General features: G+C 41.4%; 14 protein-coding genes. All 14 read right to left on the bottom strand.

Going from position 1 to position 13,884, the window contains the following annotated elements:
* Window positions 1–216: 216 nt before the first annotated feature.
* The gene (locus tag AAV97_RS03860; protein ID WP_046759869.1) at window positions 217–1,410 is read right to left on the bottom strand and encodes a hypothetical protein; all 1,194 of its coding nucleotides are present in this window, start codon (window positions 1,408–1,410) and stop codon (window positions 217–219) included.
* A 162-nt stretch (window positions 1,411–1,572) separates the two neighbouring features.
* Complete coding sequence (locus AAV97_RS03855) at window positions 1,573–3,213, bottom strand: thiamine pyrophosphate-binding protein (RefSeq protein WP_046759868.1); 1,641 nt, start codon at window positions 3,211–3,213, stop codon at window positions 1,573–1,575.
* Window positions 3,214–3,251: 38 nt separating this feature from the next.
* A complete protein-coding gene (locus tag AAV97_RS03850; protein WP_046759867.1) occupies window positions 3,252–4,718 on the bottom strand; it encodes an aldehyde dehydrogenase in 1,467 nt (488 codons plus the stop codon).
* Between the two features lie 12 nt (window positions 4,719–4,730).
* A complete protein-coding gene (locus tag AAV97_RS03845; RefSeq protein ID WP_005029744.1) occupies window positions 4,731–5,522 on the bottom strand; it encodes an aspartate dehydrogenase in 792 nt (263 codons plus the stop codon).
* Window positions 5,523–5,531: 9 nt separating this feature from the next.
* On the bottom strand, window positions 5,532–6,326 hold the full coding sequence (locus AAV97_RS03840) for an SDR family oxidoreductase (RefSeq protein WP_046759866.1): 795 nt from the start codon (window positions 6,324–6,326) through the stop codon (window positions 5,532–5,534).
* Between the two features lie 22 nt (window positions 6,327–6,348).
* Window positions 6,349–7,164 (bottom strand): alpha/beta fold hydrolase, encoded by an 816-nt coding sequence (locus tag AAV97_RS03835; RefSeq protein ID WP_046759865.1) that lies wholly within the window; start codon window positions 7,162–7,164, stop codon window positions 6,349–6,351.
* A 32-nt stretch (window positions 7,165–7,196) separates the two neighbouring features.
* Entirely contained in the window at window positions 7,197–7,718 is a 522-nt protein-coding gene (locus tag AAV97_RS03830) for a cupin domain-containing protein (RefSeq protein WP_009587221.1), read from the bottom strand.
* 23 nt (window positions 7,719–7,741) lie between these two features.
* Window positions 7,742–8,965, bottom strand: a complete 1,224-nt coding sequence (locus tag AAV97_RS03825) for an MFS transporter (protein ID WP_046759864.1) — start codon at window positions 8,963–8,965, stop codon at window positions 7,742–7,744.
* A 40-nt stretch (window positions 8,966–9,005) separates the two neighbouring features.
* Window positions 9,006–10,217, bottom strand: a complete 1,212-nt coding sequence (locus tag AAV97_RS03820; RefSeq protein WP_046759863.1) for an NAD(P)/FAD-dependent oxidoreductase — start codon at window positions 10,215–10,217, stop codon at window positions 9,006–9,008.
* Between the two features lie 27 nt (window positions 10,218–10,244).
* Window positions 10,245–11,174 carry a VOC family protein gene (locus AAV97_RS03815; protein WP_046759862.1) on the bottom strand — a complete coding sequence of 310 codons (930 nt, stop codon included), beginning with the start codon at window positions 11,172–11,174 and terminating at the stop codon, window positions 10,245–10,247.
* Between the two features lie 11 nt (window positions 11,175–11,185).
* The gene (locus AAV97_RS03810) at window positions 11,186–11,950 is read right to left on the bottom strand and encodes an SDR family oxidoreductase (RefSeq protein ID WP_046759861.1); all 765 of its coding nucleotides are present in this window, start codon (window positions 11,948–11,950) and stop codon (window positions 11,186–11,188) included.
* On the bottom strand, window positions 11,943–13,010 hold the full coding sequence (locus tag AAV97_RS03805) for an aromatic ring-hydroxylating oxygenase subunit alpha (protein ID WP_046759860.1): 1,068 nt from the start codon (window positions 13,008–13,010) through the stop codon (window positions 11,943–11,945). Before AAV97_RS03805 ends, AAV97_RS03810 begins: the two co-directional genes overlap by 8 nt.
* Window positions 13,011–13,027: 17 nt before the next feature.
* Window positions 13,028–13,327 carry a recombinase-like helix-turn-helix domain-containing protein gene (locus AAV97_RS03800; protein WP_009587234.1) on the bottom strand — a complete coding sequence of 100 codons (300 nt, stop codon included), beginning with the start codon at window positions 13,325–13,327 and terminating at the stop codon, window positions 13,028–13,030.
* 25 nt (window positions 13,328–13,352) lie between these two features.
* Complete coding sequence (locus tag AAV97_RS03795) at window positions 13,353–13,658, bottom strand: non-heme iron oxygenase ferredoxin subunit (RefSeq protein WP_005029766.1); 306 nt, start codon at window positions 13,656–13,658, stop codon at window positions 13,353–13,355.
* Window positions 13,659–13,884 lie beyond the last annotated feature (226 nt).

The raw sequence follows: 13,884 nt of genomic DNA, 5'->3' as shown, positions 1-13,884 counted from the left end.
TAATCTAGTACAGCCACTTAAATTTTAAATAATAGACCTCTTGCACTAGTCAAAATTTAAGCAGATATGATCTTTGATTTATAAGGTATTAAATAAAACCTAAATGACTAAAAAACCTACTTTCGCAACAAGTCTAATAAAAATAATAAACTCAATTATTTGATTATCATCAGACTTTTAAATCTTTCGCACTTTATGTTTAAATTCACTCCTTATTTAAAAGCTATAACCAATATTTAAATTGATCCGATAACTCCATTGATCGCTTTTATCTGATGAGGCAGAAGTCCAGCCAGTTGCATTACCTGCGCCACCAACAACATTGGCATTTTTACCCCATAAGTAATCCGTCCAAACCAAAAATGGTGAAGCAATAAACATCATTCCCGTAGTATTCATCTGTGATGAAGCCCAATCACTCCGCTTTTTATCAAAATAACTATAGTCGTTATAGAAGCGGATTGCTTTTAATTGTCCAAAATTTTGAATGGGCAAAACATAGGCAAGGTTTAAACTTGCAACGGTTCCTTCTGAAGCAATGAAATAAGCGGGAGTTAAACCATTTCCTCCCATCAAAGTCATATCATTATTCACACCATCAGGATTTTCAGCATCATATTGATAATGAATCACTGAACTTTGTAAATTAAAGCGTTTGTATTTGTTATCAGTATGCACACCCAACGCATAATACTGACCATTTTTATCCGTCAATTTATTGTGCAATTGCGCGAATGCACCTGAAACGCCAAACTCTTGCTGACCAAATGCTGTTTTTAGCTTGCGAACAATACGCGTATTAAATTGATGACGCTTTTCATTTTGATAATTTTTTTGTGTAGGGAAAGCATTATCGGCGAGATCATCATATGTGGCACTCTCTGGTGAATAACGCAAATTAGTTGCCAACATTTCAGGATAATATCCCAATTTAATATCCCAATCTGTGTTATGAAAATTCCAATTCATCCCTGGCGCACTGTTATTGCCATAACCTAAAAAGAAAGGGATATGATTGAGCCAACCATTTTGAGTATAAGGATAAATGGTAAAAGGTTTATAGACAAAACCTGCCTCTAAACTCTTATTTTCATCAAAGTTATACCCCACATAAGCTTTCTCAATCGATCGTTTCTCTTGATCTTGAAAGATATAAGATGCATTGAGATAAGCATCATCAAATTTACCCGTGAGTGTAATTTTAAAAATATCGAAATAGAGCTTACCAAAACCAACATTGGGACCGTCCCAACTTTCATAACGATGATTAAAACGTATCACACCATCTAGCTTTAAGGTCTCACTTTGATCTTGGTTTTTCCACTCAAGCGCTGTGTTTTGGGCAAAAGTGTGAGACGTATAGCCTAAAGATAATACGGCAGATAACATAACTATAGATGCATTTTTCATAGCTGATTCCTTCAATTTTTTACCAACGATCCTGTTGGCTTTCTTGTTTTACCTGTAAAACATAGTTTTTATTAATTTTTATGCAAAAAAAATAATCCTCCTTGTGAAATCAATGAACATCTGAATCTCTTGCGATAGCTTTTTCAGATGTTCATCTAAAAATTAATACAATTTCTTTTGTGGTGGTCCTGCAAAGTTCAGTGGTCCAATCGATTTCATATCTAGTTCAATGACACTTGGACCTTGAAAATCAACGGCTTGCTGAATGACTGTGTTAAATTCATCAGCACTGCCGACTTTCCAGCTTTTGACTCCCATTGCTTCTCCTAAAGCTTGATAGTCAGGGGTATGTAATTCATTAAAATATTGGCGCCCACTAAAGTAATTATTTTGGATACCACGCATCACGCCATAACCACCATCATTCATGATCATCAGCACCATATTGGTATTTTCTTGTGCCATGGTGGCAATCTCACCGATACCCAACATCAAGCCACCATCACCAACTAGACCAATCACTTTTTTGTCTGGATTGGCAATTGAAGCGCCTATCGCAGTTGCTAGACCGAGACCAATAGCACCAGCTAAAGAGTGAATATTGAGATTCGGTGCTTGTACTGGAAATAAACGACTACCCCAAGTACTGCCCGACATGGTGATATCTCGAACAAAAATACCATCTTGAGGTAATGCGGCACGTAAGTGATCACAAATTAAGGCATATTGATCTAACTGAGTACGTAAAGCATCAATTGCTGCCTGTTTTGCCTGAACAATGGCTTTATCGTATTCTGCATCTACTTTTGATACATCTGCTAAGCCAGCCACTACGCCTTGCAACACATGTTTAGCATCAGCACAGACAAAGTGACGTACAGTGTAATTACGCTGTTGTGCGACTGGATTAGCATCGATTTGGATAATATTGTTTGGAAACTGTACTGAATAAGTTTTCGTTTCATTACTGCGTAAACGCGAACCGACCACAACCAATAAATCAGCGTCTTTTAACAGTTGTTCAACTGCTGCTGAATTATGAAATGCTCCCAAACTACGAGGATGATCATCTGCCAATACACCACGTGCATGGGTAGACGACACAATAGGTATTCCCAAATCAGCAATGGCTTTAACTTCTTCCACACTTTTCAATGTCCCACCACCAATCCAAAATATCGGACGTTTGGCTTGTTTAATTTCCTGAACAATCAAATCAACTTCAACTTGCTCAGCCTGTGGTAATTCCAGTGCTTTTACTGGACCTAAGTTGAGTGGTAAATCGATTTCAGCCGCTTGTACATCTATAGGCAGTTCAACGCTGACAGGACCCATGGGTACAGTTGTTGCGACACGAATTGCTTCACGGACCACCCCTACAGCATTCTCTGGACTGGTAATGCGGAATGCGGCTTTACTGGATGCTCGTAAAAAAGTCAGCTGATCTTTGGTTTCATGAATAAAACTGGCATCACGATCAAGATATTCACGTTCCACTTGCCCAGTAAGATGTAAAACTGGACTACCTGCATTTATTGCTTCGATCAATGATCCTACTGCATTTCCTGCGCCTGCGCCTGTACTGGTTAAGGCAACCCCTAAACCTTTAAAGCGAGCGTGCCCATCTGCCATTGTCACCGCACCGGCTTCGCCACGAGCAGCGACAAAACGAATTTTTTCACGGCGCCCAACCGCATCAGCGATGGGTAAGTTGTGAATCGAGATAACACCATAAATACTCTCAACTTGGTGCGCTTCTAAAACCCGAGCGATTGCTTCACCTACATTTACACGTTCTGTCATTATTTGTTCCTCAAAATTTTTTTCATTCCATGAATAGATCAATCACACCAAGGATTTGGCTGTTCGCTTAATCCCATATAAATACTTTTTTGTTGCATATAAGACAAAATGCCTAAACGACCTTTTTCACGACCTATACCACTGTCTTTAAATCCGCCAAACGGTGCCGAAATCGAGAATTTTTTATAAGTATTGATCCAAACTGTCCCCACCTCTAAAGCACGAGCAATTTGCCACGCTTTACGATAATTTTCAGTCCAAATACCTGCGGCCAATCCAAAACAACTTGCATTGGCTTGGGTAATCAAATCAGCCTCATCGTCGTACTTGATGACGACTAACACGGGACCAAAAATCTCTTCCTGACAGGTTTGTGCAGCATTATCCAAACCCGTAATAATGGTCGGTAAGTAATAACTGCCTTTTGCCAACTCACCATCCGTCAACGCTTGACCACCTACTACGACTTGACCACCTTCTTGCTTGGCCAATTGGACATATGCATCCACAGATGCCAAATGCTTTTGATTAATTAAAGAACCGAGATGCACATCTGCAGTCTCAGGATGCCCTACACGTAAAGCTTTGGTAATTTCAATCAAGCGATTGAGAAACTGATCATAGATACTGCGATGAACAAATAACCGTGAACCTGCAATACACGCCTGTCCTGCCGAACTAAAAATACCGTAAGCCACCCCCTTAGCAGCCAATTCAATATCTGCATCTGGCAATACAATGGTCGGTGATTTGCCACCAAGTTCTAAAGAAGTGGTGATTAATTTCTCCGCAGCAAGATGTGCCAAATGACGACCCGTTGTTGTCCCCCCAGTAAATGAAATTTTACGTACCAATGGATGTTTTACGATTGCATCACCAATCACAGAACCACGCCCCACCAAAACGCTTAATAAGCCTTTGGGTAAGCCAGCTTGTTCAAAGATTTTGGCAAGTTCCAAAGCGATTAAAGAGGTTGCCTCTGCGGGTTTAAGAATGACTGCATTTCCAGCCGCTATTGCAGGGGCAAGTTTTTGCACCTCACTGGCGATCGGCGAATTCCACGGTGTGATCGCTGCAACAACACCCACAGGTTCATGCACACTCATGGTCATGAAATCTGCTGCACGTTGTGTTGTTAATTCATCATTTAACGTTTCACAAGCCGCCGCCACATAACGTGCTGTTGCAGCTGCACTCATGACCAAAGCACGCGTTTCAGTTAAAGGTTTACCATTGTCACGGGTTTGTAATTGGGCTAGTTCTTCGACACGTGCTTCAATGATCTCAGCCACTTTATATAAAATTCGTGCACGTTCATGCGGCATACTGTTGCGCCAACTTGGTTGTCGCCATGCTAAATCTGCTTTTTTGATTGCTTCATCAACATCATCCAAACTTGCAGTCGAAATTTCTGCATTCACAGATTGATCAGCTGGAAACACACTCTCGATAATATTGCCTTTGCCTAATCGCCATTCACCTGCGATATAAATTTGCTTTACCATGATCAAATCCTTTTATATCTGAATTGCTTCAACGCTGTTACGACATGCACGAATCACACTCAATGCAGCCAATGTTGAAGTTTTTGGATTACTTGCCAACGGCACACCCACCAACTCAATGGTCATTTCACCAAACATGCCTTCCGCTACAATGGTGTGTTTGTTCTTGTTGATATGCGGATCAACACTTAACTCAACCATGGTTTGATCCATTCCTAAGCCTGCAAGAGCAATCGTAGCTGCAACATTGGCATTGGCTGGAAACTTCAACGCTGCCTCTCTGGCTGTACCTTTGAAAAATACAGTTGCTTGATTTACATGTTCAAGGTCAACCAACTGTTCTGCATAGCTACCACGCCAACTGTTTGGACTCTTACAGCCCTTATAGGTGACCTTTTCCAGCCCCCCTTCTTTGGCTGCTGAAATTCCATCAATTCCTGCAATTGCGCCTGCTAGTAAATGCAGATGTGCATGATGCTGCTCAGCCGTAAGTTTGAGTAGAGTCAAAAACTCGTTATCTGCCAAAGTTCCCACCGAAATCAGACCAATGGTCCAACCTTTTTCAAGTACTTTTTGTGCATGCTCTTTCACTGCTGCTTGCCCTGCCACTTCGATCACATAATCTGGTGTGCCATGACACTGATCAACTGAACTGATCACCTGTACATTGTTTGAAACAAGTGCCTGAACTTTTTCAACGCTCCGTACAGGTACAACAATCCACTTGAGCTGTAATTCTTGAGGTAGATGGGCATACACTTCTGCGGCCATTGCGCCAAAACCAATCATCATCAACTGTTTCATGGAAACACCTTATAAATGTTTGTTAAAACCACCTGATACATCCAAAGCCGCACCTGTGGTATAAGACGCCAACGGTGATGCCAGAAATACCAAAGCATGTGCAGGTTCTTCTGGCTTACCTAAGCGCTGCATGGGAATACCTCGGTTTTTTGCAATATCGCCTATCCATTGTTCCCACGTTGCGTTTGCATCCGAACGGTTTTCGAAACGGCGTTTCCATTGCGCAGATTCCACCATGCCCAACAGAATCGAATTGACACGAATGCCGTATTGACTGAATTCATGAGCTAAAGAATGTGTTAGATTTAATAAAGCTGCACGTGCTGATGAGGTTGCAATCATGTGAGGTTCTGGTTGTAACGCCAATAAGGAGTTAACATTGGTAATCGAACCACATTGCGACTGTTTTAAATCATTTAAAAATGCGCGAACTGGATGTAATACACTGAAATATTTCAATTCAATTTCTTTCATCCAATCTTCATCTTGAGTATTCTCAAAATTTGAAACACGCCCTTGACCCGCATTATTGATCAACATATCAACATTGCCGAGTTGCTGATTGACCTGTTGAGCAAATTGTTGAACATCATTTTTGTCTAGAACATTACAGATTTTGGTAAAAACTTCAGCATCTGGGTATTTTTCTAAAATAGAGTTTTGCGAAGCTGTCAAACGTTGTTGGTCTCGACCACACCATGCCACTTTGGCGCCTTCAGCAACTAAAATTTCGACTGCAGCCAAACCAATCCCTGACGAGCCACCTGTGACAACTGCTACTTTTCCTTTAATGTGGAAGCTCATATCCATATCTCTCGTTTAAATCTTAATTGACTGATAAAACAATATTGTTGAACTGTTCAGGTTGATCGACATAACTCAGATGACCTGCATCTGTAATGAGATGGTAACTGCCCAATTGCATCTCTAGGTTGAGTTCTTTAATTGCTTTTGCAGGGGTTATTTCATCTTTATCACCGGCAATCACTGCACAAGGAACATTTATTGCTGTTAAATAATTTCTGATTTCATCATAAGCCAGCAAATAAGAGGCTCGAGTGAAACCATCTAAACTGAGATGGCTCATCACTTCATTCACCAAAGCTAAAGCCTGATCATCTTGTTTATAAATCAAATACGGTCCACGACATGCCGCCATACCTGCATTACCCAATGTTTTCAACATATTCGGACGTTTTTGATAAACTTGAGTTTTCACATCTTCACTCGAACGTTGATAGCCTTGCGCTGGATTAGCCAGAATCAAGGCACTCACCCGCTCAGGATAAAGATGAACAAAAGCACTGGCCTGTAAAGCGCCAAGGGAGTGACCAATCAAAATTGCCTTAGAAATATTTAAAGCGTCCAACAAGCCAAATAAACGTTGTGCATAATCTGTTGCATTCGGTTGAGACGTATTTAAACCCGCTGATTGACCATAACCTGGCGCATCCCAAGCAATCACATGAAAATAACGACTGAGTACATCAAGCTGATTGATCCAAGATGCTGAACCTGAGCTAATGCCATGTAGTAAAACCAAGTACTGCCCTTGTCCCGCCTCGCGGTAAGCTTGCACAGCATCCTTGACGATTACCGTTTTAACTGGATATTTGGCTAATACATCAATCAGTGTCATCATTTCATTCCTTATATCGGTATCCGATCAAACGATTAACGTTTGATTTGAGACAATGGATGCTCAGGCGGATAGTTTGGAATCGTCGGTTTACCCGCACCTAACATCACACACATCAAGGCATCTTCCTGACCTGGATTAAACAAGCCACGGTAGATCCCAGGTGGAATCGAAATTAGATCACGCTCTTTCAGCTTGGTTTGGAATTTCTCACCGTTATGCTCAATGAACAGATCAATCTCACCACGTAGCATAAAAAACACTTCTTCCACATCATGATGAATGTGCAAAGGACCTTCACACTGCGGTGGGAGCACCATGGTAGAAAACGTAAAGTTTTCAGCTGGAACAGTATTGTTATCATCGGCAACACCTGTTGCTCCTGTTCCCATATAGCGCATTTGCGCGCGACGATATTTCGGGTCATAGTCAGCTTGAAACTTCAAAGCATCAAAATCATATTTGCGTGTTTCAAAACGGGCAATTCGTGCATTTAACCAATCTTCTAAACTTGTACCGCTCGGTTGAGTCCATGTTTCAAATTGTTGAGTAGTCATTTTTAACTCCTGAATATCTTTGATTAATAACGTTTCAATAAAGGAAGCAAGAAGAATGATCCAATCACGGCAACTGCTGCCAAAAAGGTAATTCCTAAATTAAAACTATGGGTTTGCATTACAATGTAGCCAATCAAAACAGGTGCGATTGCACTGGCAAAATTACCTAGACCATTGAAAATTCCACCTGCTGTTGCGCCCACATCCGCTGTAGTCACTCGAGCGAGTAATGCAAATACTGCAGCGACACCAAAGCCCCACGCCATGGCACTTAAAGACATCGCTGCGATGACTAAAATTGGATTGGTCATAATGACCATGACATACATAAAGATTCCCGCGACCAGTAAGCCACTAAAGACTTGGATAGCACGGCGTCCTAGCTTGTCGGAAAGAAATGCACCAATCACTTCGCCCAGTAACATGGCAATAAATGGGAAGCTGGAATAAACCCCAAACTCTTTAAGATTAAAGCCCTTGTCTTGAATCAAATAAGACGGTACCCAACTGTTTAAGCCCCACAAATAAGTCATCAATGCAATATTGAAAATACACACCAACCAAAATGAACTGTTCTGCAACAACGACTTGGTGTTTTGAATATGTCCTTTAAAGTTGATACGTTTACTGGTTGACTCCAACTCAATAGTTTTCTTCAATTGTAAATTACGCAGCCCAAATACAATGGCCAGTAATGCAATTACGGTTAATCCTGCCATGACAAAGAATGTTGTATGCCAATCATGATGTGCAAGCACAGCCGCAGTAATTGGGAAACCTAAGAATGCTCCAATGGGCGTACCCAGTAAAAACATGGTCGATGCACGAGCTTGCTGATGATCTGTATAAGTTTGTTTTACGATCGTATAAGCAAGTGCAAACAATGGACCTTCTGCCAAACCCAACAAAACACGTAAAATCAACATGCCTGTATAGTTGATGGTAAAGCCCATACAGAACATCAGCAAACCCCAAGATGCAACACTCCAAAACAACATTTTCTTGGGATTAAAAATATCGCCCAAAAAACTTAAAAATACAGATGAAAATCCATAAGCCAGCAAAAAACTGGTCATGAGCCATCCCAGTTTTGCTTTATCTTCAGCAATCCCCATTGCACCTTGAAAGTGAGGGTCAGCAAATAACACCGCGATACTAATTTTGTCGAAGAATGCCAGAACGACACACACCATGAGGACAAAAGCAGGAACCCAATGCTTTAATCCATTTTTCTCTTCATTACTCATATTTCATTCCTTCGATTGAGTCATGAACCGTACTTAATGCCTATGGTTTTAATTTCATGACATTAAATTCAGGGTCTGCTAATAATTTTGGGTCTAATACAGTTCCAGATTGCATCCAGCGCTTTGCCAATTTGACCAATTTTGCATCGTTGACTGCGACCATATTCAATAAACGATGTTGTTGATCAAGATACAAATAACTGCACTGTTCAGCTGAACTCTGTCGCAATACAATATGCTGAGGGCTCTCTGGCTGATAAGTCCCTAAAACCTGAATATTGAAGTGGTACTGATCTGACCATAACCATGGGATATCGGTATATTCCGTTTCAATGCCCAACATTGATTTCGCTGCTGCAATCGCTTGATTTTGGGCATTTGCCCAAGACTGAATGCAATATCCCAAGCTTGGATGGATCGCGACATCACCCGCAGCGTAAATATCCTGATCTGAGGTTTGACCGAAACCGTTCACCACGATGCCATCTTTAACGTCCAAACCCGCACTCACACCCAGCTCTTTTGCAATCTCTGCACCAGCACCCACCACGACGCAATCAAACAGTTCACTGCCATGTGGATGATTTAGCACTTCGACTTGCTTTAGCCCTGCTTCAACCAAATGTAGATTTTGGCTGTTTAAGTGAATCTGAGTGCCTTGCTGTTCATGTAAGTTTTTTAGAAATTGTGATACTTTTGGACTCACACTACGTGCGCAAAGGCGATCACCATATTCAAAGATATGTACTTCTTTACCTTGTTGACGAGCAGTCGCTGCGATCTCTAAGCCAATCCAGCCTCCGCCAATCACGGCTAATTTTTGTGTCTGATCTAAAATGCCTGACAATCGTTCACAATCTTGGACATTGCGTAAAGTCACCACATTGGGAATAAATTGCCATGAATTGACAGGAACCCTAGCTCGACTTCCTGTAGCAATCAATAATTTGTCATAAGGTAAAATTTCACCACTATCTAAAACCACATTTTTCTGCTGGCGATCCACATGTGTCGCAAGCGCAGGTTTATGCCATTGAATATTAAAGTCCTGAACCTGTTCAGGAGAAAATAGATGCAGGCTTTCATAGCTTGCTTGTCTTGATAACACCTGTTTTGACAGGGGTGGACGTTCGTAAAATACACGGTCTTCATTTGAAACCACATGAATCTCACCTGAATATCCATTTTGACGCAGTGTACTGACAGCCCAACCTGCGGCTTGTCCTGCACCCACGATCACCACTCTTTGCATAGCTTGTGCTCTCAACTCAGACGTGTTTTAAACAGGTTTAACTTGTCTACGGGTCTGATCATCCAAACCACCTTCAATGGCCCATTCGGTGAACAGTTCTAGGCGATGCTCTTCCACGCGTGGCTGCCATTCTTCCGTCAAATAATCATCATTGGTGTAGTATTCAAATGCTCCACCCAAAGGTGAGTTGACGTACCAAAAATAAGCCGAAGAAATTGGATGACGACCTGGACCAATAAAAGTTGACCATTCAGAACGGTTCATGTTTAAGCCACCACCGATCACTTCATGAATATCACGTACGACAAATGCGACATGATTAAGCCCAGCGGGTTTATTCGGTACTGATAGCAAGAACAAATCATGGTGATAACCTTGGCTGCGACAACGTAAAAAGGCTCCACGATTGCGATAGGCATCTGATAAGAAAAAACCGATCTTTTCGATATAGAACGACTCTGTTTTTTCCAAGTCAGGGGTAAAAAACACCACATGACCAATCGCGACAGGTTGTCCTTTTTGATAAACGGGACTTGCTGCATTTACTCGATTGATACTGCCGTATTGGTTAATTCCTTCTGTTTTTAATGCCGGTAAGTCATGAGTAAAACTTTGCTGAAAGCGAATGGTCATGCCATTTGGATCAAGACATTGCAGCATATCAGCAGACTCTTGATAGCCTTCTTCATCTTTTAGACGCAGCGATAAATCAGATAAATCCTGGGGGTTCTCAACTCCCCAAGTCACTTCTCGTAAGGTTGAACCAGTTTCAATCGCCTGTGGCAAACGTAAATCATCACAGTCAAATAGATAAATCTTGCTCGCATTTTGGGTTTGATAAAGATCGGTTCCATCGATATCCGACTCGATTTTTTGGAGACCAAAGTCTGCCAAAAACTTATTCGAAGCAACTCTGTCTTCTACACCAAATTTTAAAATTTCAATCCCTGTAATCATCGGATACCTCTTCAATTAAAGACAAAGCCACCATTGACTGGAATATTTTGTCCAGTCACGAATGAGGACAAATCAGACAGTAAATATAGTGCTGTTCCATTTAAATCTTGTGGTAACTGCTGTCGTTGTATTGCTCGACCATTGACATATAAATCGTGGCGTTGTTGTGGGACATATGCTGTGGCCTCAACCAAGGTTAGACCTGGAGACAAGGTATTGACACAGATATTGAACTGCCCGAGTTCCCTTGCCATAGAACGGGTCATCGCAATTAATGCGCCTTTGCTCGCCACATAAGCCATCAAATTTGGCGCACCCCATAAAGCGGTGTCTGAAGCAACATGGATCACTTTGCCAGTGGCTGAATGTTTGAGATATGGCACACAAGCCTTAGTTACCAACCAAGTGCCTTTAACATTGATGTTCATGACTCGATCCCAAAGCTCCATGTCATAATCCATCATGTCCTTCCCACCAACATTGGTTGCAAGTGCAGCACAATTAACCAAACCATCGAGTCCAGATAATCGGGCAACAGCTTGTTCAACAGCTTGTTGAATTGAAATGTTATCTGCCAAGTCAATCGTGACAGCATCCACATCAAGCCCTTTGGCTTTTAATGCCTTCGCCTCTTCAGCAAGCAGGTCTGTCAAAATATCTGCCATAACCACTTGGGCACCTGCTTCCGCAATAGCTTGGGCAAAGTCTCGCCCCAAACCTCTGGCTGCGCCTGTGACAAGGACTTTTTTACCTTGCAGCAATGCCATGTTAACCATGCGCTTCTTCCTGCAACTCAATACGATTTGCACTTTTTAAATTGGCAATTTTCTTTAATTGCTTTTCCGCTTCTTTTTTCATTAAACGACGCAGACGAGATAGTCCAACATCATGTTGATAAAGAAATTCCTGCTGACGAGCGTGTGGTGCAAGGTTTTCTAAAATAATGCGATCTTGCTCAAGCACATCCCAATGCAATTTTTCTAAATGGTTGCGGTATAAGAAACGCCAAACATTACGCTGCCAACCACTCACTTTACGACAACGCCAAAAAAACACACGAGTGTTATTGGCATCGATTGGCGTAGCATAGCCAACAATCCAAAACTCTCCGCCGGGTCCAAAGTCTTTACGATAAGGTATCGACAAGCGCAACCAGCTTGCTCCAGTATTGGCATATTCAACCCAATCAAAGTTCACACCGACTTGACCTTCTTTTTCAAAAACAAAGCCATGTTCTGTTGAACGGTGTTTCATTTCCGCAGTGCGGTCACCTTCAGCCATTGAATGTGAAGTACAATGTAAATAACTGCCATGCATAGGGTCCATCACGTTATCGATGGCATATTGATGATTGACTTTCCAATCTGCCTGACACAGAAATGAACTCCATGCCACACTGGCCAATTGTTCTGGAAATTCAAGTGGCTTTGCTGGTTCTTTGGCATCAATACCAAACCACATAAAAATCGCACCATGCTGTTCAATCACTGGATAGCTTTTGACGCAACTGGTGCCTTTCATTGGACATTCATGCACTGCGGGTACATCTTCAACAACACCATCATGGCGGACTTCGACACCGTGATACCAACAAGCCACACGATTGCCCAAATTCCAGCCCAAAGAGAGGCGAGCGCCACGATGTGGACAGCGATCCTCTAAGGCATGTACTTGGCCCTGATCATCACGCCACACCACAATGTTTTCGCCCAAGCGTGTAATTCCAACAGGATTAGCTGCAACTTCCCAACTGGCTAAAACAGGATGCCATTGATCACGTAGACCTAAATCTAAATACTCTTCCACACTTGGTGTTACGGATACTGCTGCATTCATCTCTTTTCTTCCTTGAATCAATAACCTAAACGTTGCATTTCGTCTGAGAATGTTTCAGACGTCCATGCTTCACCAGATTCACAGCGAAAACCTTGCTGATTTAAAGATTGAACAAGCTCATCTAGCTCAGTGATCCCTGATGAAAAAGCTTGAATTAAGTATTGAACAAAATCCTGTTCATAGACCGTGGGCGCTTTATAACGGGTTTGCCACACCAATAATTCAGGTTGCCCCGGGATTTGAATATTGTTTATTCCTGCTTCAGTTGCTGGCGTGGCATGAATCCAATTCGCGAGCTTCTCATTAAATGTATTCATGAGATTCCATCCTTCTTAATGAAACTTATAGTTGAATTTGGACATCCTGCCCTTCAATCCGCACGGGATAAGTACATAAATCACGACATCCCGGACCACTTTTTAACTCACCAGTGGGTATATCAAAAATCGCCTCATGCAATGGACATTCCACAGTCTGATCTTCAATAAAACCTTCTGTTAATAAAGCGAAGGCATGCGGACAAACATTTTCGATTGCAAAATATTGATCATCGATGAAAAACACACCAATTTTTTTACCGTCGACATCAATGGCTTTAGGCTCATCTTCGGTAATGTCATCTTGCTGACAAACTGAGATCCAACTCATTTTTGCATCCTTAATTTGTTTTATATATAAAACTTAATTTAGCATTTAAAACATAATGAATAGCATAAGCTTTGATCATTTTAATTGTCAATTTTTATATTTTGTTAATTATCAATGCATTAATAAAAAATCACATTTTTGTAAGTTTTTTAATGAAAAAAATGTTTTATATATAAACATTGAGATAAAAAATTTGCTGATTAAAATACAACAGTTCCTTTTAGAG

Source organism: Acinetobacter sp. Ag2 (assembly GCF_001005515.1).
GTDB lineage: Bacteria > Pseudomonadota > Gammaproteobacteria > Pseudomonadales > Moraxellaceae > Acinetobacter > Acinetobacter bereziniae.
This window is presented reverse-complemented; position numbering and strand designations above follow the sequence as displayed.